The organism is Propionivibrio sp., from assembly GCF_047602565.1.
GTDB lineage: Bacteria > Pseudomonadota > Gammaproteobacteria > Burkholderiales > Rhodocyclaceae > Propionivibrio.
The window spans coordinates 232,995-259,691 of record NZ_JASGGX010000001.1 but is presented as its reverse complement, the minus strand read 5'-3'; the positions used below and the strand labels follow the sequence as shown (position 1 = coordinate 259,691).

General features: G+C 65.5%; 27 protein-coding genes. 19 read left to right on the top strand and 8 right to left on the bottom strand.

All coding sequences use genetic code 11. From position 1 onward, the window contains the following. Window positions 1-19: 19 nt before the first annotated feature. Complete coding sequence (gene mutS, locus QM701_RS01190) at window positions 20-2,605, bottom strand: DNA mismatch repair protein MutS (RefSeq protein WP_415165285.1); 2,586 nt, start codon at window positions 2,603-2,605, stop codon at window positions 20-22. A gap of 112 nt (window positions 2,606-2,717) precedes the next feature. Here mutS and QM701_RS01185 point away from each other — a divergent pair, with 112 nt between their 5' ends. Continuing rightward, window positions 2,718-3,182, top strand: a complete 465-nt coding sequence (locus tag QM701_RS01185) for a YbhB/YbcL family Raf kinase inhibitor-like protein (RefSeq protein WP_415165284.1) — start codon at window positions 2,718-2,720, stop codon at window positions 3,180-3,182. A gap of 28 nt (window positions 3,183-3,210) precedes the next feature. Here the strand turns inward: QM701_RS01185 and QM701_RS01180 are convergent, their stop codons facing one another. From QM701_RS01180 to QM701_RS01170, 3 genes are read right to left on the bottom strand one after another with little or no spacing between them, the layout of a single operon-like run. Then, on the bottom strand, window positions 3,211-4,557 hold the full coding sequence (locus QM701_RS01180) for a nicotinate phosphoribosyltransferase (RefSeq protein WP_415165283.1): 1,347 nt from the start codon (window positions 4,555-4,557) through the stop codon (window positions 3,211-3,213). Further along, window positions 4,554-5,126 (bottom strand): isochorismatase family protein, encoded by a 573-nt coding sequence (locus QM701_RS01175; RefSeq protein WP_415165282.1) that lies wholly within the window; start codon window positions 5,124-5,126, stop codon window positions 4,554-4,556. The genes QM701_RS01180 and QM701_RS01175 overlap by 4 nt, the downstream gene beginning before the upstream one ends. 15 nt (window positions 5,127-5,141) lie before the next feature. Then, window positions 5,142-5,954: an inositol monophosphatase family protein gene (locus tag QM701_RS01170; protein ID WP_415165281.1), complete on the bottom strand. Its 813-nt coding sequence runs from the start codon at window positions 5,952-5,954 to the stop codon at window positions 5,142-5,144. Between the two features lie 80 nt (window positions 5,955-6,034). Between QM701_RS01170 and QM701_RS01165 the strand changes: the two genes are divergently transcribed. The 13 genes from QM701_RS01165 to QM701_RS01105 all read left to right on the top strand — a co-directional run bounded on the left by QM701_RS01165 (window position 6,035) and on the right by QM701_RS01105 (window position 16,931). Continuing rightward, on the top strand, window positions 6,035-6,841 hold the full coding sequence (locus QM701_RS01165; RefSeq protein WP_415165280.1) for an RNA methyltransferase: 807 nt from the start codon (window positions 6,035-6,037) through the stop codon (window positions 6,839-6,841). 57 nt (window positions 6,842-6,898) lie between these two features. Further along, the gene (gene cysE, locus QM701_RS01160; protein ID WP_415165279.1) at window positions 6,899-7,651 is read left to right on the top strand and encodes a serine O-acetyltransferase; all 753 of its coding nucleotides are present in this window, start codon (window positions 6,899-6,901) and stop codon (window positions 7,649-7,651) included. 64 nt (window positions 7,652-7,715) lie between these two features. Then, window positions 7,716-8,207 (top strand): Fe-S cluster assembly transcriptional regulator IscR, encoded by a 492-nt coding sequence (gene iscR / locus QM701_RS01155; RefSeq protein WP_415165278.1) that lies wholly within the window; start codon window positions 7,716-7,718, stop codon window positions 8,205-8,207. 7 nt (window positions 8,208-8,214) lie between these two features. After that, window positions 8,215-9,372 carry a cysteine desulfurase family protein gene (locus QM701_RS01150; RefSeq protein ID WP_415165277.1) on the top strand — a complete coding sequence of 386 codons (1,158 nt, stop codon included), beginning with the start codon at window positions 8,215-8,217 and terminating at the stop codon, window positions 9,370-9,372. Window positions 9,373-9,403: 31 nt separating this feature from the next. Next, on the top strand, window positions 9,404-10,612 hold the full coding sequence (locus QM701_RS01145; protein WP_415169325.1) for an IscS subfamily cysteine desulfurase: 1,209 nt from the start codon (window positions 9,404-9,406) through the stop codon (window positions 10,610-10,612). A 21-nt stretch (window positions 10,613-10,633) separates the two neighbouring features. Continuing rightward, window positions 10,634-11,020: a Fe-S cluster assembly scaffold IscU gene (gene iscU / locus QM701_RS01140; protein ID WP_415165276.1), complete on the top strand. Its 387-nt coding sequence runs from the start codon at window positions 10,634-10,636 to the stop codon at window positions 11,018-11,020. 41 nt (window positions 11,021-11,061) lie between these two features. Next, window positions 11,062-11,385, top strand: coding sequence for an iron-sulfur cluster assembly protein IscA (gene iscA / locus QM701_RS01135; protein WP_415165275.1), 324 nt, complete (start codon window positions 11,062-11,064; stop codon window positions 11,383-11,385). 45 nt (window positions 11,386-11,430) lie between these two features. Beyond that, the gene (gene hscB / locus QM701_RS01130) at window positions 11,431-11,979 is read left to right on the top strand and encodes a Fe-S protein assembly co-chaperone HscB (RefSeq protein ID WP_415165274.1); all 549 of its coding nucleotides are present in this window, start codon (window positions 11,431-11,433) and stop codon (window positions 11,977-11,979) included. A gap of 125 nt (window positions 11,980-12,104) precedes the next feature. Beyond that, a complete protein-coding gene (gene hscA / locus QM701_RS01125; protein WP_415165273.1) occupies window positions 12,105-14,009 on the top strand; it encodes a Fe-S protein assembly chaperone HscA in 1,905 nt (634 codons plus the stop codon). Further along, on the top strand, window positions 14,006-14,347 hold the full coding sequence (gene fdx, locus QM701_RS01120; protein WP_415165272.1) for an ISC system 2Fe-2S type ferredoxin: 342 nt from the start codon (window positions 14,006-14,008) through the stop codon (window positions 14,345-14,347). Before hscA ends, fdx begins: the two co-directional genes overlap by 4 nt. Then, window positions 14,344-14,538, top strand: coding sequence for a Fe-S cluster assembly protein IscX (gene iscX / locus QM701_RS01115; protein WP_415165271.1), 195 nt, complete (start codon window positions 14,344-14,346; stop codon window positions 14,536-14,538). Before fdx ends, iscX begins: the two co-directional genes overlap by 4 nt. Window positions 14,539-14,737: 199 nt before the next feature. Beyond that, the gene (locus tag QM701_RS01110) at window positions 14,738-16,351 is read left to right on the top strand and encodes a methyl-accepting chemotaxis protein (protein WP_415165270.1); all 1,614 of its coding nucleotides are present in this window, start codon (window positions 14,738-14,740) and stop codon (window positions 16,349-16,351) included. Between the two features lie 91 nt (window positions 16,352-16,442). Next, window positions 16,443-16,931, top strand: coding sequence for a low molecular weight protein-tyrosine-phosphatase (locus tag QM701_RS01105; protein WP_415165269.1), 489 nt, complete (start codon window positions 16,443-16,445; stop codon window positions 16,929-16,931). 24 nt (window positions 16,932-16,955) lie between these two features. Here the strand turns inward: QM701_RS01105 and QM701_RS01100 are convergent, their stop codons facing one another. Then, entirely contained in the window at window positions 16,956-17,750 is a 795-nt protein-coding gene (locus QM701_RS01100) for an outer membrane lipoprotein-sorting protein (protein ID WP_415165268.1), read from the bottom strand. A gap of 53 nt (window positions 17,751-17,803) precedes the next feature. On the opposite strand from QM701_RS01100, the gene QM701_RS01095 reads away from it, so the two are divergent. Then, window positions 17,804-18,562, top strand: a complete 759-nt coding sequence (locus tag QM701_RS01095; RefSeq protein ID WP_415165267.1) for an ABC transporter ATP-binding protein — start codon at window positions 17,804-17,806, stop codon at window positions 18,560-18,562. 9 nt (window positions 18,563-18,571) lie between these two features. Further along, window positions 18,572-19,975: a DUF1302 family protein gene (locus QM701_RS01090; RefSeq protein ID WP_415165266.1), complete on the top strand. Its 1,404-nt coding sequence runs from the start codon at window positions 18,572-18,574 to the stop codon at window positions 19,973-19,975. 1 nt (window position 19,976) lies between these two features. Here QM701_RS01090 and QM701_RS01085 read toward each other — a convergent pair whose 3' ends face one another. After that, window positions 19,977-20,855, bottom strand: coding sequence for a class I SAM-dependent methyltransferase (locus tag QM701_RS01085; RefSeq protein ID WP_415165265.1), 879 nt, complete (start codon window positions 20,853-20,855; stop codon window positions 19,977-19,979). A gap of 317 nt (window positions 20,856-21,172) precedes the next feature. On the opposite strand from QM701_RS01085, the gene pepA reads away from it, so the two are divergent. Continuing rightward, window positions 21,173-21,988 (top strand): flocculation-associated PEP-CTERM protein PepA, encoded by an 816-nt coding sequence (pepA, locus tag QM701_RS01080; protein ID WP_415165264.1) that lies wholly within the window; start codon window positions 21,173-21,175, stop codon window positions 21,986-21,988. A gap of 54 nt (window positions 21,989-22,042) precedes the next feature. Here the strand turns inward: pepA and QM701_RS01075 are convergent, their stop codons facing one another. Further along, entirely contained in the window at window positions 22,043-23,119 is a 1,077-nt protein-coding gene (locus QM701_RS01075; RefSeq protein WP_415165263.1) for a nitroreductase family protein, read from the bottom strand. Between the two features lie 6 nt (window positions 23,120-23,125). After that, entirely contained in the window at window positions 23,126-24,007 is an 882-nt protein-coding gene (locus tag QM701_RS01070; RefSeq protein ID WP_415169324.1) for a ThiF family adenylyltransferase, read from the bottom strand. 56 nt (window positions 24,008-24,063) lie between these two features. Between QM701_RS01070 and QM701_RS01065 the strand changes: the two genes are divergently transcribed. Both QM701_RS01065 and QM701_RS01060 read left to right on the top strand, forming a co-directional pair. After that, a complete protein-coding gene (locus QM701_RS01065) occupies window positions 24,064-25,293 on the top strand; it encodes an ABC transporter permease (RefSeq protein ID WP_415165262.1) in 1,230 nt (409 codons plus the stop codon). After that, a complete protein-coding gene (locus tag QM701_RS01060) occupies window positions 25,290-26,522 on the top strand; it encodes an ABC transporter permease (RefSeq protein WP_415165261.1) in 1,233 nt (410 codons plus the stop codon). The genes QM701_RS01065 and QM701_RS01060 overlap by 4 nt, the downstream gene beginning before the upstream one ends. Window positions 26,523-26,697 lie beyond the last annotated feature (175 nt).

Here is a 26,697-nt window from a genome sequence, read left to right as displayed (position 1 = left end):
AGGCAAGGCCATACGGTGCTTATCGGGCCAGCGACTTCAGCTCGAAGAGAGCGTCGAGCGCCTGTTTCGGCGTCAGTTCGTCGGGATCGATGGCGGCCAGGCGTTCGAGCGCCGGGTGCGGTTCGGGATTGGCCGGTTCGGGGCGGTCGGGAACTGCCGCGAACAGGTCGGGCTGCAGGGGATTGATCGACGCGCGCTGCTCGAATTCCCGCAACTGGCGCTTGGCCGCCTTGACCACCGAGGCCGGGATGCCGGCCAGCGCGGCGACCTGGATGCCGTAGCTCTGGTTGGCCGGCCCGTCCTCGACGGCGTGCAGGAAGACGATCTTCTCGCCGTGCTCGACCGCGTCGAGGTGCACGTTGGCGAGTTCGGGATATTCGTTGGCGAGCAGCGTCAGCTCGAAATAGTGGGTGGCGAACAGCGTCAGCGCGCGGTTCTTCTCGACGAGGTGGCGGCAGATGGCGAAGGCCAGCGCCATGCCGTCGAAGGTCGAGGTGCCGCGCCCGACCTCGTCCATCAGCACCAGGCTGTTGGCCGTGGCGTGGTGCAGGATGGCGGCCGATTCAGTCATTTCCACCATGAAGGTCGAGCGCCCGGACGCCAGGTCGTCGGCCGCGCCGATGCGGGTGAAGATCTGGTCGAGCGGGCCGAGCACCGCGCGCGCGGCCGGCACGAAGCTGCCGACGTGCGCCATCAGCGCGATCAGCGCCGTCTGGCGCATGTAGGTCGATTTGCCGCCCATGTTCGGGCCGGTGATCAGCAGCAGGCGGCGGCCATCGCCCAGTCTGGTGTCGTTGGCGATGAAGGTCTCGCCGCCGGCGAGTTCGTTCTCGACCACCGGGTGGCGGCCGCCCTCGATCAGCAGACCGGGCTCGGTGGAAAACCGCGGGCGGCAGTAGTTGCGCGCGAGCGCGACCTCGGCGAAGGCGGCGAGCAGGTCGGCGTGCGCGACGGCGCGGGCGATCGCCTGCAGGGCCGGGAGGTCGGCCTGCAGGCCCGTCAGCACGGCGTCGTAGAGCACCTTCTCGCGCGCCAGCGCGCGGTCCTGCGCGGACAGCGCCTTGTCCTCGAAGGACTTCAGTTCCGGGGTGATGTAGCGTTCGGCGTTCTTCAGGGTCTGGCGGCGCCGGTAGTCGTCCGGCACCTTGGCCGCGTTGGCATGGGTGATCTCGATGTAGAAGCCGTGCACGCGGTTGTACTCGACCTTCAGGCTGGCGATGCCGGTGCGTTCGCGTTCGCGCGCCTCCAGTTCGACGAGGTAGGCGCCGCAGTTGTCGTTGATGCCGCGCAGTTCGTCGAGCTCGGCGTCGTAGCCGGTTGCGATGACGCCGCCTTCGCGCAGCAGCGTAGACGGCTCCGGCAGGATGGCGCGGGACAAAAGATCGAGCGCGGCCTCCGGCGTCGCCAGTTCGGCCAGCAGTTCCCGCAGCAGCGGCGCCGGCGCGTCGGCCAGCGGCGCGCGCAGTTCGGCCAGCCGGTGCAGGCTGTCGCGCAGGCTGGAGAGATCGCGCGGCCGGGCGCTGAACAGCGCGATGCGGCCGGCGATGCGCTCGATGTCGGCGAAGCCGCGCAGCGCCTGGCGCACCTCGCGCAGCGTCCGGCCGCCGTCGCCGATCAGCGTCTCCACGGCGGCGTGGCGCGCCGCGGGCAGCGCCGGATCGCGCAGCGGATGATGCAGCGCGTGGCGCAGCGCGCGCGAGCCCATCGAGGTGACGCAGGCGTCGAGCAGGCTGAACAGCGTCGGCGCCGGCTGTCCGCGCAGCGTCTCGGTCAGTTCCAGGTTGCGCCGGGTGGCGGTGTCGAGGCCGAGGTAGGCGCCGTCGCGCTCGACGATCAGCGCCTGCACGTGCGGCAGGGCGCGCGTCTGCGTGGCCTGCGCGTAGCGCAGCAGCGCGCCGGCGGCGGCGATGGCGGGGTGCAGCCCGTCGGCGCCGAAGCCGGCCAGCGAGGCGGTCTTGAAGTGCGCGCAGAGTTCGCGCGCCGCCGCTTCGCCGTCGAAATGCCAGTCCGGCCGGCGGGTGAGCGCCGCCTCGGGCGAGAAAGGCAGTTCGAGGCCGTCCGGCACGACGATTTCGGCCGGGCGGATGCGTTCCAGGGTCGCCGCCAGCTTTTCCGGCGGGATTTCGCAGACGCGGAACTCGCCGCTGGCCAGATTCAGCCACGCCAGGCCGACGTGCTGGCGCGCCGGGGCCAGCGCCAGCAGCAGGGCGTCGCGCTTGTCGTCGAGCAGCGCCGCGTCGGTCAGCGTGCCCGGCGTGACGATGCGTGAGACGGCGCGTTCGACCGGCCCCTTGCTCGCCGCCGGGTCGCCGACCTGTTCGCAGATCACCGCCGATTCGCCGAGCTTGACCAGGCGCGCGAGGTACTGTTCGAGCGCATGATGCGGCACGCCGGCCATCTTGATCGGCACGCCGGCGCTCTGGCCGCGCGTGGTCAGGGTGATGTCGAGCAGGCGGGCCGCCTTCTCGGCGTCCTGATAGAAGGTCTCGTAGAAATCGCCCATCCGGTAGAACAGCAGCAGGCCGGGATGCTGCGCTTTCAGGCGCAGATATTGCTGCATCATGGGAGTATGGTTTTCCAGGGCGATGGTCTGATCTGTCTGCATGTGCGGTCGTGCGGGGATGGCGCCGGAAGCGAAGGGATGGATATTACCAGCCTGGCCGGTCCGGACGGGAGCGTCTATGCTGGATGACGACCATGGAGACAGGAGGAACGCCATGCAACTGACTTCAAGCGCATTCGCGCCCGACGGCGCGATTCCCCGGCTATACACCTGCGAAGGCCGCAACGTCTCGCCGCCGCTGGCGTGGAGCGGCGTGCCGGACGGCGCCGCCAGCCTGGTGCTGATCGTCGACGATCCCGACGCGCCCGATCCGGCGGCGCCGCGCATGACCTGGGTGCACTGGGTGCTGTACAACCTGCCGGTCGCCGGTTCCGAGCTGGCGGAAGCCGTGCGGGAACTGCCGGCGGGGACACGGGAGGGGCTGAACGACTGGAAGCGTGCCGGCTACGGCGGGCCGTGCCCGCCGATCGGCCGGCATCGCTATTTCCACAAGCTGTACGCGCTCGACGTGGCGCTGCCGGATCTGGGCAGCCCGGACAAGAAGGCGCTCGAACAGGCGATGCGGGGGCACGTCCTCGCCGAGGCGCAGTTGATCGGCACGTACCAGAAAGGGGCGTGACGTGCGCGCGGGGCGCCCGCCGTCTTCGTCAGACCGGGCGCGAATCGACCTGCCGCGCCAACGCCTGCAGCGTCGGCGCGACTTCCACCGGGTACGGCACGCCCGTCTCCAGCTTGCGCCAGGTCTCCGGCATCCGCGCCATCTGCGCGCGCGCGTAGTCGCGGACCGTAGTCAGCGCCGGACTCGGGCCGGTGCGCTGGCCGCCGCGCATGACGCATTCCAGGAGCGGCGTGCCGGGCAGGTCGTCGTCTGCGAGGGCGAGCGTGTCGCCGGCCATCCGCCAGTCGGCGTCGAAGCGGCGAAACACCTGCTTGCGCCCCGGCCAACTGGCCTTGCCCTCGGAGCGCTTGCGCCGCGCCGCGCCGGCGTATTCCTGGAGCTTGTAGGCGCATTCGAGGTAGGGGCAGTCGTTGGACGTGTTCATGCGCGTGCCGACGCCGAAGCCGTCGATCGGAGCGCCGGCCGCCAGCAGCGCCTGCACCGAATATTCGTCGAGGTTGCCGCTGACGAAGATGCGGATGTCGCGCAGGCCGTCGGCGTCGAGAATGGCGCGCACGTCGGCGGCGCGCTGGCCGAGGTCGCCGCTGTCGATGCGCACCCCCTGGATGGCGATCCCGTCGGCGGCGAGCTTGCGGGCGAGCGGTGCGAGTCCGCGCGCGGCGGCTTCGGTGTCGTAGGTGTCGATGAGCAGGGTGTTGGCGCGCGGATGCGAACGCGCGAAGTCCTCGAACGCCGCGAATTCGCCGTCATGCGCCTGGATGAACGAGTGCGCCATGGTGCCGAAGAGCGGAATGTTCCAGCGCATGCCGGCCAGCACGTTCGACGAGCCGTCGAAACCGGCCAGGTAGCTGGTGCGCGCCGAGAGCAGGCCGGCCTCGTCGCCATGGGCGCGGCGCAGGCCGAAATCGACCAGATGCCGGTCCGGCGCCGCCTGGCGCACGCGCGCCGCCTTGGTGGCGATCAGCGTCTCGTACTGCAGCAGGTTGATGATGCGCGTCTCGGCCAGTTGCGCCTCGCGCAGCGGCGCGGTGACGCGCAGGATCGGCTCGTCGGCGAAGAAGGGCGTGCCCTCGGGCATGGCCCACACGTCGCCGGTGAAGCGCAGGTCGGCCAGCGAGTCGACGAAGGCCGGGCTGAAGCGGCCGCTCGCGCGCAGCCAGTCGAGTTCCTCCGGGGTGAACCGCAGGCCTTCGAGGTAATCGAGCACCTGTTCCAACCCGGCGGCGAGCAGGAAATTGCGGTTGCCCGGCAGCTTGCGCACGAAGAACTCGAACACCGCCGTGGCGTTCATTGCCTTGTCGAAATACGCCTGCAGCATGGTCAGCTGGTACAGGTCGGTGAGCAGAACGCTTTCGCGGGTCGGACTCAAGATCACTCCTCCATGGCCACGGCGCCGGCGGCGAGCATTTCCGCGCGGGCGCGGTCGCCGTCGCCAGGCTGGACGTCGACCGCGCGGATGGCGGCGGTCAGCAGAGCGACGCCGTAGCCGAGGCCGAGCGCGTCCTTCACGGTATTCAGCACGCAATAATCGGTCGCCAGTCCGCCGACGAACAGGCGGTGCGCGCCGGCCTGCCGCAGCCGTTCATGCAGGTCGGTGCCGGCGAAGCCCGAATAGGCGTCGGCCTCCGGGCGCGCGGCCTTGCTGATCACCGTCGCGCCGGAGGGCAGCCGCAGCGCGTCGGCGAAGGCCGCGCCCGGCGTCTCGGCCACGCAGTGCGGCGGCCAGGGGCCGCCCTGGGCGGCGAACGAACAGTGGTCGGCGGGGTGCCAGTCGCGGGTGGCGTATATGGGCAGGCCGGCCGCCGCGAACCGCTCGATCCACCGGTTGAGCGGCGCGATGACCTCGTCGCCGCGCGGTACCGCCAGGCGTCCGCCGGGCAGGAAGTCGTTCTGCACGTCGACGATCACCAGCGCGTCGCCGGGTGCGAGGGGATGAGCGGCCATGGTGGGCCCTCCGTGCTATGCCTGCAGCGTCGGCGTGCGGTGGCCGTCGATCACTTGCAGCATCTGCGAAAAGATCTTCGGCGTCCCGCCGACCAGATTGCCGGTCTTCAGGTGGCTGTCGCCGCCGGCGAGATCGCTGACCAGTCCGCCGGCTTCCGTGATGAGCAGGCAGCCGGCGGCGACGTCCCAGGGCAGCACGCCGAATTCCCAGAAACCGTCGAAGCGTCCGCAGGCGACGTAGGCGAGGTCGAGCGCGGCCGAGCCGGCGCGGCGGATGCCGGCGGTGCGCTTGGCCAGATCCTTGAATACGCCGAGGTAGGCGTCGGCGTGCTCGAAGTTGCGGAACGGAAAGCCGGTGCCGAGCAGCGCCTGCTCCATGCGGTCGCACTTGGTGACGCGGATGCGCCGTTCGTTCAGGTACGCGCCGCCGCCCTTGCTGGCGGTAAACATCTCGTTGCGTACGACATCGTAGACTACCGCCTGGTTCGGCTGGCCCTTGTAGGTCAGGGCGATCGACACGGCGTATTGCGGGAAGCCGTGGATGAAGTTGGTGGTGCCGTCGAGCGGATCGACGACCCACTGGTAGTCCTTGCCGCCTTCGCCGGCGTCGGCTAGGCCGGACTCTTCTGCTAGAATCCCGTAGTCGGGATACGCCTCGCGCAGGATCTCGATGATCGCCGCTTCGGCCGCCTTGTCCACCTCGGTGACGAAATCGTTGTTGTATTTCTTCGGGGTGATGCGCAGGTGCTCGACGTCTTGCGCGGCGCGGTTGATGATCTGGCTGGCGCGGCGCGCGGCCTTGACCATGATGTTCAGTGCTGGATGCATGGCGTGTCTTTTAAAGAGTCCGGCGGGCGGACGGAGGATTCCGGTTCGCCCGTTTCGTTTATGGAACCGCGGATTTTAATATGAACCGGCCTTCCCCGTCTTTACCGACGCTGCCCGGCGCCCCGCAAGATGCGCTGTCCAGGGTGCGCATCGTGCTGTCCAACCCCAGCCATCCGGGCAACGTCGGCGCCGCCGCACGGGCCATGAAAACCATGGGCCTGTCCCGCCTGTACCTGGTCAATCCCAAAAGGTTTCCCGATCCCGAGGCCGTGGCGCGGGCGGCGGGCGCCGACGACGTGCTCGCCGACGTAGTCGTCTGCACGACGCTCGACGAGGCGCTGACCGGCACCGTCTTCGCGGTGGCGCTTTCCGCCAGGCACCGCAACCTGGGGCCGGAACGCCTGCAGGCCAGGGAGGCGGCGCCGCTGATCCTGGCCAAGGCCGAGGCCGGCGCGGGCGACGCGGCGCTGGTATTCGGCAACGAAACCGCCGGCCTGTCGAACGACGACGTCCTGCGCTGCCAGCGCACCGTCTTCATCCCGGCCAACCCGGAATACGCCTCGCTCAATCTCGGCGCTGCGGTGCAACTGCTGTGCTACGAATTGCGGCTGGCGGCGTACGGCGGGCGCCCGGCGGAAGTGACCCGGACCGTGCCGTTCAGCTCGCCGCCGGCCACCGGCGACGACATCGAGCGTTTCTACGCGCACCTGGAGCGGGTGATGGTCCGCACCGGCTTCCTCGACCCGAACCAGCCCAGGCGGCTGATGTCGAAAATCCGCCGCCTTTACGGGCGGGCCGCGCTCGAACGCGATGAAATCAACATCCTGCGCGGGATTCTCGACGCCGTCGAAAAACACGTTGCCACGGACACGCCCGGAAAATCTTGATAGAAGCACTCGGGTATTCTAAAATTCACCGTTTATCCAAACCGGAAAACCGCTTCCATGTTCAGCCGCCTGCGAGAAGATATCAGCTCGGTATTCGAGCGTGATCCTGCTGCCCGAACCTCGTGGGAAGTGCTGACCTGTTACCCCGGCCTGCATGCGGTGCTCATGCACCGCATCGCGCACGGGTTCTGGACCCGCCGGTTCCGCTGGCTCGGCCGCTTCGTTTCGCACCTGGCCCGCTTCTTCACCGGCATCGAAATCCATCCCGGCGCCACCATCGGCCGCCGCTTCTTCATCGACCACGGCATGGGCGTGGTGATCGGCGAAACGGCGGTGATCGGCGACGACGTGACCCTGTACCACGGCGTCACGCTCGGCGGCACCTCGTGGAACAAGGGCAAGCGCCATCCGACGCTGGAAAACGGCGTGGTCGTCGGCGCCGGGGCCAAGGTGCTCGGGCCGATCACGGTGGGCGCCAACGCCAAGGTCGGCTCCAATGCCGTCGTCGTGAAGAGCGTGCCGCCGGGAACCACGGCGGTCGGCAATCCGGCCCGCATCATCGACGGCGAGCAGGCGCAGCGACGCGAGGAAAAGGCCGGCCAGATGGGCTTTTCGGCGTACGCCCTGTCGTCCAGCCAGGACGATCCGCTGGCCAAGGCCATCCACGGCCTGCTCGATCATGCCGTGGAAACCGACCGGCGCATCGAGGCGCTGATCAAGAAGCTCGAATCCAGCGGCGTCAGCGTCGAGGACGAGCTGGCCACGGCGGACAAGTTCGATCCGAAGTACCTGGGCAGAATTGTTGACTGATCGCGGGAACTTGTCGATGGTTCGACAAAACTAATCAGGTATTAACGGACACACCGGAGGCACCATGCGACTGACGACTAAAGGGCGTTTCGCCGTCACTGCAATGACCGATCTGGCGCTGAACGGCGGCGCCGGGCCGGTGACCCTGGCCGGTATCAGCGACCGGCAGAAGATATCCCTTTCGTATCTCGAACAGCTGTTCGGCAAGCTGCGGCGGCACAAGCTGGTCGACAGCGTGCGCGGCCCCGGCGGCGGCTATTGCCTGGCGCGGCCGATGAGCCGGATTTCCGTGGCCGACATCGTGCGCGCCGTGGACGAGGCGCTGGACGCGACGCAATGCGGCGGCCGCGAGAACTGCAAGGACGAGGAGCGCTGTCTGACCCACGACCTGTGGGCGACGCTGAATCTCAAGATGTACGAATACCTGGAGTCGGTGACCCTGTCCGACCTGGTGGAGAAGCATCTGAACAAGCCCGGCGCCGAGATTTCCCTGCTCAAGGACGCGCGCCGTCCCGGTGCGCGGGCGCGCGGCGGGGCGTTGCCGGCGGTGGCCTGAGAAGAAGATGGCGGCATTGGTCTATTTCGATCACAACGCGACGACGCCGGTCGATCCCGCGGTGCTGGAGGCGATGCTGCCGTGGTTTTCCACGCAGTTCGGCAATGCCTCCAGCCGGCACGAATACGGCCGGGCGGCGCGCAAGGCGATCGACGAAGCGCGCGAACGGGTTGCCGCGGCGGCCGGCGCGCATGCCACCGAGGTGGTGTTCACCAGCGGCGGCTCGGAGGCGAACAACCTGTTCCTCAAGGGCGCGGCGGCTTTCCTGAAGCCTGGCGCGCTGGCCGTCAGCGCGGTCGAGCATCCGTGCGTGATCAAGCCGGCGGAACAGCTCGCGCGGCGCGGCTGGCAACTGCACAAGCTGGCGGTCGACGGCGAAGGGCGCATCGACCGGGCGGCGTATCGGCACACCTTGTCGCTGCGGCCGAAACTGGTGTCGGTGATGCTGGCCAACAACGAGACCGGGGTGTTGCAGGACGTCGGGGCGCTGGCCGAGGCGGCCGCCGAATCCGGGGCGTTCTTCCATACCGACGGCGTGCAGGCGCTGGGCAAGATCGCCGTCGATTTCCGCGCGCTGAACGCCCGCGGCGTGCATGCGCTGACCCTGTCGGCGCACAAGCTGGGCGGCCCGAAGGGCGCGGGCGCGCTGGTGCTGGACAAGCGGATCGAGCTCGACCCGCTGATCGCCGGCGGCGGACATGAACGCGGGCTGCGTTCGGGCACGGAAAACGTCGCGGCGATCGTCGGCTTCGGCGCGGCATGCGAACTGGCGACGCAGCGGCTGGCCGAACGCGCGCTGCGGCTGACCGCCTTGCGCGAACGGCTGGAAGACGGTCTGCGCGGCATGGGCGCGACGCTTTTCGGCGGCGGCGCGCAGCGCCTGCCGAACACGGTGTATTTCGCGCTCGCGGGGTTCGACGGCGAAACCCTGGTCGCGCACCTGGATCGCGCCGGCTACGCGCTGGCCAGCGGCGCCGCGTGTTCGAGCGCCAATCCGGAGCCGTCGCACGTGCTCAAGGCCATGGGCGTGGCCGACGACGTGGCGCGCGGCGCGGTGCGGGCCAGCCTCGGCGGGGACAATACGCCCGCGCAGGTCGATGCCTTTCTCGCCGCGTTGCGCGGCACGACGACGAAATTGCAGCAATTGACGGCCTTGGCGGTCTGAAACAATTTTTTGAAATGGAGCTAGGAAAATGCTGAAACTGCCGATCTACCTGGATTATTCGGCAACCACGCCGGTCGACCCGCGCGTGGCGGAAAAGATGATTCCGTACCTCGTCGAGAAATTCGGCAACGCGGCGTCGCGTTCGCATTCCTTCGGCTGGGAAGCCGAAGCGGCGGTGGAGGAAGCGCGCGAGGAAGTCGCCCGCCTGGTCAATGCCGACCCCAAGGAGATCGTGTGGACGTCGGGCGCGACGGAATCCGACAACCTGGCCATCAAGGGCGCGGCGAATTTCTATTCGGGCAAGGGCAAGCACATCATCACCGTCAAGACCGAGCACAAGGCCGTGCTGGACACCTGCCGCGAACTGGAACGGCAGGGGTTCGAGGTGACCTACCTCGACGTGCTGGAAAACGGCCTGATCGACCTGGAGGCGTTCAAGGCGGCGCTGCGGCCGGACACCATCCTGGTTTCGGTGATGTTCGTGAACAACGAGATCGGCGTCATCCAGCCGATCGCGGAAATCGGCGAGATCTGCCGCGACAAGGGCGTCATCTTCCATGTCGACGCGGCGCAGGCCACCGGCAAGGTGGAAATCGACCTGGCCGCGCTGAAGGTCGACCTGATGAGCTTTTCGGCGCACAAGACCTACGGGCCGAAAGGCATCGGCGCGCTGTACATCCGGCGCAAGCCGCGCGTCCGGCTCGAAGCGCAGATGCACGGCGGCGGGCACGAACGCGGCTTCCGTTCCGGCACGCTGGCGACGCATCAGATCGTCGGCATGGGCGAGGCCTTCCGCCTCGCGCGCGAGGAAATGGCCGTGGAGAACAAGCGCATCGGCGCGCTGCGCGACCGGCTGCTCAGGGGCGTTTCGGACATCGACCATGTCTATGTCAACGGCGACCTGGAGCATCGCGTCCCGCATAACTTAAACGTCAGCTTCGCCTACGTCGAGGGCGAATCGATGCTGATGGCCGTCAAGGACCTGGCGGTTTCGTCGGGGTCGGCGTGCACCTCGGCCTCGCTCGAACCGTCCTACGTGCTGCGCGCGCTCGGCCGCGACGACGAGCTGGCGCACAGCTCGATCCGTTTCACGATCGGGCGTTTCAATACGGAAGAGGAAATCGATTTCGCGGTGAAACTGCTGCACGAAAAGATCGGCAAGCTGCGCGAACTGTCCCCGCTGTGGGAAATGGTGCAGAACGGCGTCGACCTGAACACGGTTCAGTGGGCGGCGCATTGATTGGTTAGACAGGAGCAGGCAATGGCATATAGCGAGAAAGTGCTGGATCATTACGAGAATCCGCGCAACGTGGGTTCATTCGGCAAGGATGAGTCGGGCGTGGCGACGGGCATGGTCGGCGCGCCGGCGTGCGGCGACGTGATGAAACTGCAGATCAAGGTCGGCCGGGACGGTGTGATCGAGGACGCCAAGTTCAAGACCTACGGCTGCGGTTCGGCCATCGCCTCGTCGTCGCTGGTGACCGAATGGGTCAAGGGCAAGACGCTGGATCAGGCGCTGGAGATCAAGAACACCCAGATCGCCGAGGAACTGGCGCTGCCGCCGGTCAAGATCCATTGCTCGATCCTGGCCGAGGACGCCATCAAGGCGGCCGTCGCCGATTACCGGAAGAAACAGGGCGGCGCGTGAGCGCCGGGCCCGGGGAAAGTCTGAAAAGAGGAGATGTGCAAATGGCGGTGACGCTGACCGAGAACGCAGCCAGGCACGTGGCGAGATACCTGCAGAAACGCGGCAAGGGGATCGGCCTGCGCCTGGGCGTGCGCACCAGCGGCTGTTCGGGCGTGGCGTACAAACTGGAGTTCGCCGACACGGCGGCGCCGGACGACATCGAGTTCGAATCGCACGGCGTCAAGGTGCTGGTCGATCCCAAGAGTTTGCCGTATCTTGACGGCACCGAACTGGATTACACTCGCGAAGGCTTGAGCGAGGGCTTCAAGTTCAACAACCCCAATGTCAAGGATGCCTGCGGCTGCGGCGAGAGTTTCAGCGTGTGACGTGGACGCATGCGGACCCGGCGGTCTCTGTGAAAGGGCGGTGACGTGGCTTCTGCGCTGGACGACATCGATTTCGGCTCCGATCATTTCGCGCTTTTCGGCCTGCCCCCGGCCTTCCGGATCGATCCGCGGGCGCTGGACAAGCGTTTCAGGGAACTGCAGGCGCGCGTGCATCCGGACCGTTTCGCGCATGCCGGGGAATCCGAGCGCCGCGTCTCGCTGCAGTGGGCCACGCGGGTCAACGAGGCCTACCAGACCTTGAGGAATCCGCTGTCCCGCGCGCAGTACCTGCTCGACCTGGCGGGGCAGGGCGTGGACAAGGAAAACAACACGGCCATGCCGCCCGAGTTCCTGATGGAACAGATGGAGTGGCGCGAGGCGGTCGCCGAGGCGCGGCAGGGGCGCGAAGTCACCGAACTGGAGCAGCTGCACCACCGTGTCAAGCAGCGCATGAACAAGCGCTACGACCAGCTTGCCGAACTGCTCGACGACCGGCGCGACTACGTGACGGCGGCAGACCGCGTGCGGCGGCTGATGTTCCTCGAAAAGCTGCTGGCCGAAATCGACGACGGAATGGCCGCCCTCGAAGCGTGATTCCGTCCGCCGAACGCCCCGAACATCGACGACTTCGCCGCGCGTGCGGCACGATCCGCCGGCGGTTCGCCGCCGTGGCGCGGGTAATCCATCAACGGAACGAGTACTGAGGAAACAGGAATTTCATGGCCCTTCTGCAAATAGCCGAACCCGGCGAATCGGCGGCGCCGCACCAGCACCGGCTGGCGGTCGGCATCGATCTCGGGACCACCAACTCGCTCGTCGCCACCGTGCGCAGCGGCCTGGCGGTGGTGCTCGGCGACGAGCTCGGCCGGCCCCTGCTGCCGTCGGTCGTGCGCTACCGGCCGGACGGGACAGCGTGGGTCGGATATGAGGCGCAGGCGGAACAGACGCGCGATCCGCGCAACACCATCGTCTCCGTCAAGCGTTTCATGGGACGCGGCATCAAGGACATCGCCCACCGCGAGAGCATGCCCTACGAGTTCCAGGACGCGCCGGGAATGGTGCGGCTGGAAACGGCGGCCGGCGTGAAAAGCCCCGTCGAGGTCTCCGCGGAAATCCTGCGCGCCCTGCGCGAGCGCGCGGAACAGTCGCTCGGCGGCGAACTGGTCGGGGCGGTGATCACCGTGCCGGCGTATTTCGACGATGCGCAGCGCCAGGCGACCAAGGATGCGGCCCGCCTGGCCGGCCTGTCCGTCCTGCGCCTGCTCAACGAACCGACGGCCGCGGCGATCGCCTACGGCCTGGACAACGCCGCGGAAGGCGTCTACGCCGTCTATGACCTGGGTGGCGGCACCTTCGACATTTCCATCCTGCGCCTGTCGCGCGGCGTTTTCGAAGTCCTGTCTACGGGCGGCGACTCCGCGCTGGGCGGCGATGATTTCGACCAGCGCATCTTCTGCTGGATTCTCGAGGCGGCCAAGCTCAATCCGCTGTCCGCCGAGGACGCGCGCCTGCTGCTGACGTGCGCGCGCGAAGCCAAGGAATACCTGACCAACCACGGCGTGGCGCCGATCAACGCGCGCCTGCGCAGCGGCGAACTGGTCGACCTCCGCCTGACCACCGAAGTGTTCACCGAAATCACCCGCACGCTGGTGGCCAAGACCATCCAGCCGATCAGGAAAGCCTTGCGCGACGCGGGGCTGGCGGTCGCGGACGTCAAGGGCGTGGTGATGGTCGGCGGCGCCACGCGCATGCCGCAGATCCAGCGCGCCGTGGGCGAGTTTTTCCAGCGCGAGCCGCTGAACAACCTCGATCCCGACAAGGTGGTGGCGCTCGGCGCGGCGACGCAGGCCAACCTGCTGGCCGGCAACCGCAACGCCGGGGACGACTGGCTGCTGCTCGACGTCATCCCGCTGTCCCTGGGCCTCGAGACGATGGGCGGCCTGGTGGAGAAGCTGATCCCGCGCAACTCGACGATCCCGGTGGCGCGCGCCCAGGAATTCACCACCTTCCGCGACGGACAGACGGCAATGGCGGTGCACGTGGTGCAGGGCGAGCGCGAGCTGGTGACCGACTGCCGTTCGCTGGCGCGCTTCGAGCTGCGCGGCATTCCGCCGATGGTGGCCGGCGCGGCGCGGATACGGGTGACCTTCCAGGTTGACGCCGACGGCCTGCTGGCGGTGACCGCCCGCGAGCAGACCTCCGGCGTGGAGGCCAGCATCGTGGTCAAGCCGTCCTACGGCCTGTCGGACGACGAGATCGCCAACATGCTCAAGGACTCCATGAGCCACTCGAAGGACGACGCCTTGCGGCGCGCGCTCAAGGAAGCGCAGGTCGAGGCGCAGCGCCTGATCGAGGCCGTCCAGTCGGCCACCCGGAGCGACCGCGATCTGCTGACGGACGCGCAGCACGCGTCGATCGAAACCGCGGTGGCCCGCCTGCAGGCGGCGGCGCTGGGCGAGGACCGCCGCCAGATCGCCCAGGCGATGAACGACCTCGAAGCCGAAACGCGCGAATTCGCCGCCCGCCGCATGGACAAGAAGATCCGCCAGGCCATGACCGGAAAACGGATCGACGACCTCGCCGCCCCGGACGCCGCGGCGGCAAAAACGGGAGAACACGCATGACGCAGATCATCGTATTGCCGCACCTCGAAATTTGCCCGGAAGGGGCGGTCATCGAAGCCAAGGAAGGCGTGTCCATCTGCCAGAACCTGATCGACAACGAGATCTACATCGAGCACGCCTGCGAAATGTCCTGCGCCTGCACGACCTGCCACGTCGTCGTGCGCGAAGGATTCGAATCGCTGCCTCCTTCCGAGGAGGAGGAAGACGATCTGCTCGACAAGGCGTGGGGGCTTGAACCCAATTCCCGGCTGTCCTGCCAGGCCATCGTCGGCGATACGCCGCTGGTCATCGAAATCCCTCGTTATTCGATCAATATGGCCAAGGAGGGCAAGCGATGAAATGGACCGACATCAACGACATCGCCATCGAACTCGCTGAAACGCACCCGGACGTCGATCCGACCAGGGTGAATTTCGTCGACCTGGCGCGCTGGATCATGGATCTGCCGGGCTTCGACGACGATCCCCGGCATTGCGGCGAAAAAATCCTCGAAGCCGTGCAGCAGGCGTGGATCGACGAGGCGCAGTAAGCATCGCCTCCGCCGCCGCGCCGATCCGGCCAGCGTCCCCGCTCGTCGGATTTTCTGCCGAAGCAGTGCGTTTCGGGCGCGCTGATTGTTGACTCAACCTCCAATCGCCGTCACGATTCATAGTGTTTTACATTTTTTTTGCGTGTCGATTCGCTCGGCTCTCATTTGAGCGGCGGGCTTTTGAAGGGATGGGGACAACATGCTGATAAGCAGAAAAATCTGGTTGCTGGTTGGAATCGCGATGGCGGCGTCGGCCATGGTTTCCTGTTTCGGCCTGTACGGGTTGAAGACCGTCAACTCGAACATGGTCGAAATCGCCGACAGATCCGTTCCAGCCTTGCTGCGCGTCAGCGACATGCGCGCCACCTACCTGGCGCTGATCCCGCAGCTTTACAACCGCGCGACGACGACCGAAGCCGAACGCGGCACGGCCCTGGAGAAGGAACTGGAGCAGGGCAACGACGCATTGATCAAGCAGATCACGGCGTACGGCGAGAACGTCACCAACGAAGCGGAAAAGCAGGCGCTCGACGAAGCCAAGCTCAGCCTCATTTCATTCGTGACGCGCATCAAGCAGATCAACGCCCTGACGAGCATGGGCGAAGTCCAGACGGCGCTGGAAATGATCCAGCGGGACATCGGCCCGCTGCACGAGCGCTTGTCCAAGTCGTTCGACGCGCTGGTGAAGATCAACACCGGCAACGTCAACTCCGTCGCCCAGGACGCCTCCGAAGCCTTCACCCGGACGCTGACGATCACGCTCACGGCGGCGGTGATCGGCGTGGCGCTCATCGGCGTGATGGGCTTCATGCTCGGCAAGTCGATCACGAAACCGCTCGGAGAGATGCAAAGGGCGATCATGCGCACGGCCAGCGAACTCGATTTCACCGAGTCGTTCAGAGTGAATTCCCGCGACGAGGTCGGCGCCACGCTGCAGGTTTACAACGAACTCCTGGCCAAGCTGCGCAGCAGTTTTTCCGACATCCAGACGGTCGCCGCGCGCATGGCCGCCATCACGACCGAAGTGGACCAGACGTCCAGGGAGATCGCGGAAAACTCGCAGCAGCAGAGCGATGCCTCCTCAGGCATGGCGGCCGCGATCGAAGAGCTGACCGTCAGCATCTCCATGGTCGCCACCCAGGCGCAGGATGCCAGCGTGCATACGCAGGAATCGCGGGCCAAGGCCGACCAGGGTGCGGAAGTCATCCTCAACACGGTCAGCGGCATCCAGACGATCTCGGATTCGGTGCGCGAGGCGTCCGACCGGATCGATGCGCTGCGCCACGACAGCGAGAGCATTTCCTCGGTGGCCAACATCATCAAGGAAATCGCCGACCAGACCAACCTGCTGGCGCTGAACGCGGCGATCGAGGCCGCGCGGGCCGGCGAGCAGGGCCGGGGCTTCGCCGTGGTAGCCGACGAAGTGCGCAAGCTGGCTGAACGCACGTCGAAGTTGACGCAGGAGATATCGACGCTGCTCGCCCAGATGCAAGGCAGCGCCAAGCAGGCCGTTGACACGATGGCCGCCGCCGTGCGGGAGGTGGAGGCCGGCGTGCAGAACGCGCAGGAAGCGGGGCGGTCGATCGGCGAGATCAAGGCCGGGTCGGGTACGGTGGTCGGCGCGGTGGAGGAGATCTCGGAAGCCGTGCGGGAACAGAGCGCGGCGAGCACCTCGATATCGCAGCGCATCGAGCAGATCGCCCAGATGACCGAGCGCAATACGGCCGCGGCGGGCAGTACCGCCGAGGCGGTCCATCGCCTGACCGAAATCAGCCGGGAAATCGAGACGGCCTTGAAGGCGTACAAAGTCTGAGCAGCCGCCTCCGCGCGCAAGCGGCGGCAAAAACGGCGCGGCGGGCTACAATGCCCGCCGTGTTTTTTTATTCATCGACGGAGTTTCGAACTTGTATCGCGTACTGTTCGTGTGCATGGGCAACATATGCCGCTCGCCCGCGGCCGAGACCGTGGTCAGGAGCCTGGCCGGCAAGGCGGGCTTGTCCCGCTTCCTGGAGCTCGACTCGGCCGGCACGCACGCCTACCACGAAGGAGAGCGGCCGGACTCGCGCATGCGCAAGGCGGCGGCGCGGCGCGCCTACGATCTCGACGGCCTGCGCGCCCGGCGGCTGAACGGCGGGGATTTCGCCCGGTTCGACCGGCTCCTGGCGATGGACCGCCAGAATCTGGAATTCATGCGCCGCGTGTGCCCCGCCGAATTCCACGGCAAGCTGGGACTTTTCATGGCGTTCGCCAGGGACGCCGGCGAGGAGGAGATTCCCGACCCCTATTACGGCGGCGCGGAGGGCTTCGAGCGGGTGCTCGATCTGTGCGAGGCGGCCGGCCAGGGGCTGCTCGACGCCATCGGCCCGCTGGTCAGGAACGCTTCACGGTCTTGAAGCGTCCGCTGCGTTTTTCCGGCGTTAATCCAGCTTCTTCAGGTAGTCCTTGGTGAACACCTTGTCCGGCAGGTCGCGCAGCTTCATGTTGCCGTATTCGAGCACCGACTGCTCGCCGCTGCGCATGGCGTCCTCCATGACCAGCCGCGTCGGGCGCTGCCGGCCCTCCATCGTCTGGTAGTTCTCGTATTTGCAGGTCTTCAGCAGGCGGTTGGACAGCGAATAGAACTCGGCCTTGAACGGCCAGTTGTTCTTCTGATTAACCCAGTAGACGACTTTCTGATAGGTCACGCCCCGGTCGATGGCGTTCAGTTCGAGCACGTTGTAGGTCTCGGCACCGATGGTTTCGGTGCGCAGCAGGCGCGCGTTGTAGTCGCCGGCGAAATTCGCGCGCGCCAGGTCGCCGTTGGCGACCTGCCCGGTCAGCCGCTGGGACAGCGCGATGCGGATCGGCTGCGACACGTCCGGCATGAACACCCACAGGTCGCGGCCTTTCATCAGGATGATCTGGCCGCGTTCCGAGGCCGGTTCGGTGACCATCACCACGGTATTGCTGTTGCCCTTGGACAGCACGCGGTACCGGCGCAATTCCGGGTCCTCTCCGGACTTGGAGGTGGCGATGCGCACGTCCACCTGGAAGCCTTCCGCGGGAAAACGAACCAGGTCGGCCTTCTCGACGATGCTGCGCGCGGCCGGATCGTCGGCGGGAGCGGAAGGCTTCTCCGGGGCGGCTTCCTGGGCGGACGCCGCGAGGCACAGGAGCGAGGCAAGCGCCAGCGCAGCCTTGACACATTTATGCCGGATCGTCATGATTTGCATGGTTTTTCCCCTTTGCGCCGACAACTCAGGCAATGTCGGGAGAGAGTTTGCTGATGAGCGTCGTCCGCATCGAACACGTATACAAGGATTATCTGCTCGGCGATCAGAAAGTCCAAGCCCTCAAGGACATCACGCTGGCGTTCGAGCCCGGCGTGTTCCTGGCCATCGCCGGCCCGTCCGGCAGCGGCAAAACCACGCTGCTCAACCTCATCGGCTGCATCGACGTGCCGACGAGCGGCAAGATCTACATCAACGACATGGACATCAGCGGGAAGACGCCGGACGAGCTGGCCGACCTGCGCAACCGCACCATCGGCTTCATCTTCCAGACCTTCAACCTGCTGCCCGTCCTGTCCGCGGCCGAAAACGTCGAATATCCCCTGCTGCAGCGCAAGGACGTGTCGCCCAAGGAACGCAAGAAGCGCGTCGATTACTTTCTGGACATCGTCGGCTTGTCCCGGTACGCCGAGCACCGGCCGAACCAGCTGAGCGGCGGGCAGCGGCAGCGCGTGGCGATCGCGCGCGCCCTGGCGATCCTCCCCTCGATCGTGCTCGCGGACGAACCCACCGCCAACCTCGACCACAAGACGGGCGAGGAGATACTGAGCCTGATGAAGCAGATCAACCGGGCGTTCAACACGACGTTCATTTTTTCAACGCACGACAAGCGTGTCATCGCCAAGGCGGACCGGCTGGTCCGCGTCGAGGACGGCCAGATCAGCATTCTCGGAGTCCGCTCGGACGCCAAATGGTCGCTGGTGCGCCAGCGCAAGGGCAGATCCGTGGCGGCGAAGGGCACCCGGGAGGAATAAGGAGAACCCATGCGACCGGAAAACGCAGAGAAAAGTGGAATCGCCACGGCCTTGTCGGCCTGCTTCGGCGTCATGCTGGGCGCCTGCTGGCCGTCCGTCCTTCTGGCGGCGGATGCGGCCGGCGCGGGGGAAAGCCGGGATGTGCTGTTCGGCGACGATGACGATCCGTTCAAGGATGCGCCCAAGCAGGGCGCGCCGTCATCCGGCGGCAACGGGATCAAGGGCTTCCTCCAGTTCGAGATGGCGCGGACCACGGAATCGCCTGCGCACTGGTCGAAGATGATCACGCGCGCCGATTTCTCCGGCAGCGGCAACCTGGGCAACGGAATCAAGTGGAAGCTCGGCGCGCGCGTCGATTACGACGCCGTGTATAGCCTCTACGACGACTATCCCGGCCGCGTCGAGCGGGACCAGCGCTTCAACGTCTACCTGCGCGAGAACTATCTCGACGTCGGCGCGGGCAACTGGGATTTCCGCCTCGGCAAGCAAAACGTGGTGTGGGGCGAGATGGTCGGCCTGTTCTTCGCCGATGTCGTGTCGGCCAGGGACATGCGCGAATTCATCCTGCCGGAATTCGACATGATGCGCATTCCCCAATGGGCGGCCCGGGCGGAGTATTTCAACGACGATTTCCACGCCGAATTCCTGTGGATTCCGGTCGCCAGCTACGACCTGATCGGCAAGCCGGGCGCCGAATTCTACCCGTGGCAGATTCAGCCGCCCGGCGTGAACGTCGTCTATCGGAACGAGGACATTCCGTCCAGGACGCTGGAAAATTCCAACTACGGCATCCGCCTGTCGACGCTGGCCAACGGCTGGGACGTCTCAGGCTTCGCCTACAGCAGCATGGACGTGTCGCCGACCTTCTACCGCGACGCCGCAAGCGTTCCCGACACCTACATCTACCGCGCCAAGCATGACCGTATCCAGCAGTACGGCGGCACCGTGGCCAAGGATTTCGGGGAGGTCGTCCTGAAGGGCGAAATGGTCTATACGCATGGCCGCCAGTTCACCGTCCTGCGCGCCTCGGACAGCAACGGCGTCGTTCCGCAGAACACCCTGGACTGGGCGCTCGGCCTCGATTTCAGCCTGCCGGCGGATACCCGTTTCAACGTCCAGTTTTTCCAGCGGCAGTACTTTTCCCACGATTCCGACCTGATCGCCGACGCGCGCGAGAACGGCTACAGCCTGCTGCTCAGCCACAAATTCACCGACAAGCTGGAAGCCCAGACGCTGTGGATTTCCAGCCTGAACCGGACCGACTGGCTGCTTCGCCCGAGGATCACCTGGAATTTCGAACGGAACTGGCGGCTGGCGGTCGGCGCCGATGTCTTCAAAGGCCCGCGGCTCGGGCTTTTCGGCCGGTACGACGGGCAGGACAGGGTTTATTCGGAAGTGCGCTACAGCTTCTGAATCAGGCGAGGACCTTGCTGGATACGCCTCCCAGGCGGAAAAACGTCAGCATATTCGCCAGGTCGGTTTTGTGGTAAGCGGGTAATGCTTCCCGCAAGCTGCGCAGGGACCTAACGATTTCCGGCGAAAGCTCCCTGCGTGGAGGCGTCTTGGTCACCACCATATACGGCACGCACCAGGTGCTCATTACGCTGGCACGGTTCCCGAAACTCTGCCGGCAGGCCGTCCGGAAATCTTCAAGGGCAAAGGCCGCGTGCAATGAATGAAGGTAGTCAAGGGTGAACAAGGGCGGTTGGCGATCCTCATATTGGTAAGCGAAGTAGTCGATCGAGTCCTTGCGCTTCAGCCGGCCGAAATCCACCAGGTACAGACCGCCATCCTGTTTCAGGACTCGGGCGGCTTCGCTGTACGTCCGGTTCAGCGCCTCGGTATCGGGAAGATGATGCAGCGCCATCGTCGACATCACGGCGTCGAAACTGTCATCGCCGTATTGCCCCAAATCGGTTATCGATCCTTCAGCAAAGGCGACGTTCGATAGTTGCTGCGAGACCGCCAAATCCCTGGCTCTGCGCAACATTTCCGGCGAGAGGTCCAGCCCGACGAATTCGCAATCCGGATTCAGGCGGGCAACCTGCGCCAGCTGATTGGCCGGGCCGCAGGCCAGGTCGAGTACGCGATCGCCGGGACGTATGGCCTCGCAGATCTGGGCCGAGTGGAAAAGATACACGGGCGCCATGACGCCGCCCTCAAGCCCGGCCTGGGTGTATTCCCGAACCTGTTGCGGATCGTCCATGACCAGAGAGGGCTCATTGCTCCTCATCACCTGCGGTCGCGATAGCAATTCCTTTACAAGGACCTTCATCACGGACAGGCTGGGCATAGTACACCTCCTCTGCATTTCTGTTTCCCGATCAGTCTAGTATCAAAAGCAAAAGCTTACACGTACGAGCTGAGGAGAATTGCAGGCGTTGCCAAAGGGTATGGCTTGATGAAACCTTCCGTGTCTTCGGCTTTTGAGAATGTCGATTTCTTTTACACTCGCTGAAGGGAGTTGCGGTAGGAAGTTCTTTCAGGGATTGAAGACGTTTATAAAACAAGGTGTTAATGGCTGCTTTTCAAGGCTGGCATATGCATTGCTTATGTCACCGTGCGAAGAGCTTCTTCGAGTTTCTCCAACCCTGAAGTCAGGAGTTCAATATGTCAATTTTCAATAAGCACCTACTCGCGATCGCTACGGGCGCGGCGTTGGCAGTTGGAGCGGGTGGCACTATCGCGGCACCTGTTTTCGAAGTAACCCCCGGTTCGCTCTCGGGTGTTTCGTCGGCACCGTTTGAAGCCGATTTCGTCAATGGCGTCTCCTCGGCGCGGGTTACGAATATTGGCGGTTTTAACTACGATTCCAGCGGCTACATTTCCTATGGGCAGTTCTCGCTCGCGGGAAACCCGGTTCAGTCGCTTGCGAGCGGACTGGGCAGCCAGTATGGACTCTACGCAACGTTCTCCCAGACCTTCACCTGCGCCAGCCTTCTCAGCCCGGGTGTCACGTGCGCCGTGACCTCCATCAGCCTGAGTCTGTATGCTGATATCTGGAACGGGGTAGTCGGGAATATCAACACCTTCACGGGCGCCACCCTCGCGAGTGCTCCGACTGTGACGGATCACGGCTCGAACGACGTACTGCTGGGATCAGCCAATCTGATTCTTGCCGGGTTAGCCGGAATCAATTCCCTCGGCGGCGCCTTTGAGAACGTGACTACCAATTTCCTTTTGACCGACGCGGGCAAGGCCTTCTTTACCGATCCGGTCCCGTTCTATTCGTTGGCGTTCAGCAACTTCAACAACACGAGCCAAGGTATCCAGTGCAATACCGCCGGTTGTGTGGGCGCGACGATAGTGGCGATCAATTCGGAAAATGGCGGTACCGATTTCAACAGCGTTCCTGAGCCTGCAACGCTTGCCCTGATGGGACTGGGCCTGCTCGGCATCGGCACCCTGCGTCGCCGCAAGATCTGATTCTGTTCATCCGCACCTGACAAAAAACCCGCTTCGGCGGGTTTTTTGTCAGGCTTATTCACTGTCACTGAACTGAATATCCTCCGGGCGCTTGCGAATGGAACGGGAAAACGGTGAACGTGAACGTCCCACCCGACAGAAGAAGGAAAAGCTGTCGTTCTGCCCGGCTCCCGCGATGGTTTCGAAACGTGCTGCGAGCGTTCGGGTTTGACTGAATATTGCCGGAAGCGCGGAGAAGCGCTTTCCCGTCCGCGCATACCAGCGAAAGATGACCGGTGTCATTTCCGGCTGCAGGTGCAGGCCGAGGAACGTCGCGGTCAGCCAGAGGCGCTGCAGGGCGATGCCGGCCTGGACGTGGTCCGCGAGCGCCGCGGGCGCGACGGCCGGCTTCATCAGGACATGCGCCGCGCAGGCGAGCGCGGGGACGAAATCCAGTTGCACGCGCGGGACGATCGTGCCGCCGAGATAGCGGTTGAAAAAATCGACGCGCTCCCAGCGCTGCATCACCCAGCGCATGAGCTTGGCGGTCGCCGGATCGACGCCGACGGCCTGGTCGGGAATTCGGTCTTCGCTGTAGCGCGCGTTCCACTCGATGATGTCGCGGTGCACGGGGTAGGCCTCCGGACAGGTCAGCCGGATTCCGGCGTTCTGCCAGAGCAGGCGGGCGACGGCGAGCCGGTCCTGGAACGATTCGAAGAACTGCAGTGTGTAGCCGCCGCCCACGGCGGCCGTCAGGGCGTCCTTCTGGGTCTGGCTCAGCGCTGTCGTCCGCATGGGCCGGCGCTGCACAGAACGCGATTCGATGTGGCGGACCAGCGGGTCCTCGGCTATGTCGGCCGGGGTAAGCGCGACGTCGTAAACGGGCTCCTCATCCGCACTGCCGGGGCGGAGCGTCCAGTCGGTGCGCAGGCCGAAGCGCGTGGCGGCGAGCCGCAGCGTTTCCAGCAGCGCGCCATGCGCCATGTGGCTGGCGTGCCCGTCGAAATCGTAGAGGACGTACCGGCGCGTGTCGAAGCCGTGGATGGCGATCTGCGAATCCGAGACGATCTCGAACTGCCAGGGCTGCGTGTTGTCGCCGCTGGGCGCCCAGCGGGCGAGGGCGAGGATCTTTTCGAGGGTTTCGCGCGGCATGGCGAGTCACTTTCCTGGTTTGGCGGCGCGGGCCAGCTGGGACTTGACGAGGAAGGTCATCAGCCGCTGCAGCGGGTTGCGGTGGCCCCCAGGCCGCCATGTCTTGACGTAGCGCATCCGGTAGCCGTCGAACTGGCTGGCCCAGGGAGCGAGCCGGACGCCGCCGCGCCCGAGCACGAGTTTCAGCGTTTCGATGGCGGCGACGCCAGCGCACAACTGGCAGGCGGCGATGCAGGACGGTCCCTTGCGTTCGGCGAGATTGACGCGCGACATGTCGGCCACGTAGCCGCGCTGGAGCATGGCGGGAGAAAGTCCGACCAGGAAGCGCACGGCCATGTCGATTTCGTTCCGGCACTCCGCGAAGCCGAAATAGTCTTCGAACGGCATGCCGCCGGGACCAAAGACGAGCAGCGCCGTGCCCAGTCCCAACGGCGCCGCGGTGACGACCGGGATGCCCTTGCGTTCGCAGGCGGCGAAGGTCATGCGCCGGGCTTCGAAAGCGAAGAAATCGAGGCCGTCAACATAGACGTCGGCGCCGGCCAGAAACTCCTCCAGCGTGTCGCCCTGAATCCCGCCGGGAAAGGCGCGCAGCTCGATCTCCGGATTGACATCCTTGACCATTTCCGCGAGGGCTTCTATTTTCGGGCGCCCGAGCGTGCTGACCAGCGCGCCGACCTGGCGGTTGAAATTGACGATGTCGAAAACGTCGAAATCGGCGATCGTGAAACGGCCGATCCCCATCCTGGCCAGCGTGAGCAGATGCACCCCGCCGACGCCGCCCAGCCCGCCGATGGCGACGCGCGCGTTTCGCAGGCGTTCCTGCTCGGCCTCGGTCACCCATCCGATGTTTCTCGAAAACGCCATTCCGTAATCGAACGCCTGCATGATGAGTCCTTGTCGTATGATGGGAACCCTCTGTTAATCTAGCAGACCAACGGCTTCCGATGAATAGCCTGATCGCCGATTTCCGCCTGGCATCAAGAAACCTCAGGCGCAATACGCAGCGGACGCTGGTGGCGACGCTGACGGTGGCGTTCGGGATCGTCGCCTTCCTGCTGGCCGGCGGGTTCATCGCCTGGATTTTCGAGCAGATGCGGGAAAGCGCGATCCATTCCCAGTTCGGGCACGTGCAGATCGTTCGTCCGCATTTCTTCGAAAAAGGCATCGCCGATCCCTACGCCTTTCTACTGCCGGAGAAATCGGCGGAACAGTCGCTCGTCGAACGCATGCCGGGGTTCCGCAGCCTGGCGCCACGCCTCGCCTTCAGCGGCCTGATCAGCCACGGCGAAACGACGATCGCCTTCATCGGCGACGGGGTCGATCCGGCCAACGAAAAGCCGGTGAGCAGCCAGGTCAACATCATGAGCGGCCGCGACCTCGAAACCGCCGACGAAGCCGCCGTCATTCTCGGCGAAGGGCTCGCGCGCAGCATGGGCGTGGCGCCCGGCGACGACGTCGTCCTGCTGGCGACGGCTGCCAGCGGCAGCCCGAGCGCAATCGAGGTTAAGGTCGCCGGGACGTTCGCCACGACCACGAAAGAGTACGACGATTCGGCGCTGCGCCTGCCGATCCAGACGGCCAGAAAACTGATGAAGGTCAAGGGGGCGACCTCCTGGGTCGTGCTTCTCGACGAGACGGAAAGGACGGCCGAGGCGAGCCGTTACCTGTCCGAAAAACTGCCCGGGGACAAATTCGAGATCGTGCCCTGGACGGCGCTGGCCGACTTCTACAACAAGACGGTCGTGCTCTTCTCCAGGCAAGTCAGCGTCGTCAAGTTCATCATCGGCCTGATCATCGTGTTGACCATTTCCAATACCCAGATGATGAGCGTCCTCGAACGCACCACCGAGATCGGAACCAGCCTGGCGATCGGGGTGCGGCGGCGGGCGCTGATGCGCATGTTCGTCGCCGAAGGTGCGCTGATCGGCGCCGTCGGCGGCGTGCTGGGGCTGCTCCTCGGATTCGTGCTGGCCCAGGCGATCTCCGCGATCGGCATCCCCATGCCGCCGCCGCCCGGCATGGCCAGGGGATTCCTCGGGGAAATACGGATACTGCCGCAGCTGGCGGCGGACGCGCTGGTCCTGGCGGTGTTCACCACCTTCGCGGCTAGCCTCCTGCCCGCCTGGAAAGCGAGCCGCATGATCATCGTCGATGCGCTGAGGCGGAACCAATGAAGGCCGATCTCCGCCAGCGCCTGAATTTCGCCCTGCGCAACGTGTTCCGGCAGCGCGCGCGCTCGGCGGGGACGCTCGCGGCGATCGCGCTGGGCGTGGCCGGGCTGATCCTCGCCGGCGGCTTCGTCCAGGACATTTTCTTCCAGCTCGGCGAGGCAGTGATCCATTCGCAGAGCGGACACATCCAGGTGGCGAAGAAGGGCTACCGCGAGGGGCGCGTGCGCGCGCCGGAAGCGTTTCTCATCGACCGGCCCGACGAACTCAAGCGCATGATCGGCGAGGCGCCCGGCGTGCAACTGACGCTGGAACGGCTCGGTTTCGCGGGCGTCATCAACAACGGCAAGCGGGATCTCGGCATCATCGGCGAAGGGGTCGAGCCGTCGGCCGAGGAAAAACTGGGCACCTATCTGCGCTACATCGAGGGCCGTCCGCTGCGCGACGGAGACCTGGACGGCATCGTCATGGGGCAGGGCGTCGCCAGGTCGCTGGGGCTCAAGCCCGGCGACCGGGTCAACCTGGTGATCAGTCTGGCCCAGGGCGCGGTCAATACGCTGGATTTCGAGGTGATCGGCGTCTTCCAGAGCTTTTCCAAGGATTTCGACGCGCGCGCCGTGCGCATCCCGCTGCGGGCGGCGCGCGAGCTCATGGATACCGCGTCGGCGCATGTCCTGGTCGTCATGCTGGACAGGACGGAAGATACCGACGCCGTGCTCGCCTCCCTGAAAAACCGCCTGGAAGACCGGGGTTTCGAACTGGCCAGTTGGCGCGAACTGTCCGACTTCTACGACAAGACGCTGAAGCTCTATGACCGGCAGTTCGGCGTGCTGCGGCTGATCATCCTGCTGATGGTGCTCCTCAGCGTCACCAACAGCGTGAACATGACTCTGTTCGAGCGGACGCGCGAGTTCGGCACGCTGCTGGCGCTGGGCGACCGGCCGGGGACGGTGTTCAGGCTGATCATGACCGAGAGCGCGCTGCTGGGCGTGCTGGGCGCGGCGATCGGCGTGGCGGTCGGGTGCGCGGCGGCCATGATCATCTCGGCCATCGGCATTCCCATGCCGCCGCCGCCCAACGCCAACATCGGCTATACGGCTTCGATCCGCCTCGTGCCGGGCGAAATCGTCCTGGCGGGCGCCATCGGCGTCGCGGCGACGATCCTGGCCGCCGTGCTGCCGGCGCGCCGCGCCTCCCGCCTGAACGTGGTCGACGCCCTGCGGCAGGGAGTGTGACTTAGTTGTTTTGCCGGCTGCCGGCGACCGGGTAACCTGTGGAATATGCTGTGGCGGTGCGAATAGGCAACAGAATCAGTTTGTTGTGTTATTGATGTAAGAATAATCTTAATTCGAATCAGGACTTTTCGGATAAGATTTAATCCTGAATGTTATCTTTCTTTCATGGATCGAT

Bases quoted from the DNA above. Each gene is read 5' to 3' on its own strand.
- mutS (WP_415165285.1), bottom strand. From the start codon at position 2,605: ATGCAGACAGATCAGACCATCGCCCTGGAAAACCATACTCCCATGATG.
- QM701_RS01185 (WP_415165284.1), top strand. From the start codon at position 2,718: ATGCAACTGACTTCAAGCGCATTCGCGCCCGACGGCGCGATTCCCCGG.
- QM701_RS01175 (WP_415165282.1), bottom strand. From the start codon at position 5,126: ATGGCCGCTCATCCCCTCGCACCCGGCGACGCGCTGGTGATCGTCGAC.
- QM701_RS01170 (WP_415165281.1), bottom strand. From the start codon at position 5,954: ATGCATCCAGCACTGAACATCATGGTCAAGGCCGCGCGCCGCGCCAGC.
- QM701_RS01165 (WP_415165280.1), top strand. From the start codon at position 6,035: ATGAACCGGCCTTCCCCGTCTTTACCGACGCTGCCCGGCGCCCCGCAA.
- cysE (WP_415165279.1), top strand. From the start codon at position 6,899: ATGTTCAGCCGCCTGCGAGAAGATATCAGCTCGGTATTCGAGCGTGAT.
- iscR (WP_415165278.1), top strand. From the start codon at position 7,716: ATGCGACTGACGACTAAAGGGCGTTTCGCCGTCACTGCAATGACCGAT.
- QM701_RS01150 (WP_415165277.1), top strand. From the start codon at position 8,215: ATGGCGGCATTGGTCTATTTCGATCACAACGCGACGACGCCGGTCGAT.
- iscU (WP_415165276.1), top strand. From the start codon at position 10,634: ATGGCATATAGCGAGAAAGTGCTGGATCATTACGAGAATCCGCGCAAC.
- iscA (WP_415165275.1), top strand. From the start codon at position 11,062: ATGGCGGTGACGCTGACCGAGAACGCAGCCAGGCACGTGGCGAGATAC.
- hscA (WP_415165273.1), top strand. From the start codon at position 12,105: ATGGCCCTTCTGCAAATAGCCGAACCCGGCGAATCGGCGGCGCCGCAC.
- fdx (WP_415165272.1), top strand. From the start codon at position 14,006: ATGACGCAGATCATCGTATTGCCGCACCTCGAAATTTGCCCGGAAGGG.
- iscX (WP_415165271.1), top strand. From the start codon at position 14,344: ATGAAATGGACCGACATCAACGACATCGCCATCGAACTCGCTGAAACG.
- QM701_RS01110 (WP_415165270.1), top strand. From the start codon at position 14,738: ATGCTGATAAGCAGAAAAATCTGGTTGCTGGTTGGAATCGCGATGGCG.
- QM701_RS01100 (WP_415165268.1), bottom strand. From the start codon at position 17,750: ATGCAAATCATGACGATCCGGCATAAATGTGTCAAGGCTGCGCTGGCG.
- QM701_RS01095 (WP_415165267.1), top strand. From the start codon at position 17,804: ATGAGCGTCGTCCGCATCGAACACGTATACAAGGATTATCTGCTCGGC.
- QM701_RS01090 (WP_415165266.1), top strand. From the start codon at position 18,572: ATGCGACCGGAAAACGCAGAGAAAAGTGGAATCGCCACGGCCTTGTCG.
- QM701_RS01085 (WP_415165265.1), bottom strand. From the start codon at position 20,855: ATGCCCAGCCTGTCCGTGATGAAGGTCCTTGTAAAGGAATTGCTATCG.
- pepA (WP_415165264.1), top strand. From the start codon at position 21,173: ATGTCAATTTTCAATAAGCACCTACTCGCGATCGCTACGGGCGCGGCG.
- QM701_RS01075 (WP_415165263.1), bottom strand. From the start codon at position 23,119: ATGCCGCGCGAAACCCTCGAAAAGATCCTCGCCCTCGCCCGCTGGGCG.
- QM701_RS01065 (WP_415165262.1), top strand. From the start codon at position 24,064: ATGAATAGCCTGATCGCCGATTTCCGCCTGGCATCAAGAAACCTCAGG.
- QM701_RS01060 (WP_415165261.1), top strand. From the start codon at position 25,290: ATGAAGGCCGATCTCCGCCAGCGCCTGAATTTCGCCCTGCGCAACGTG.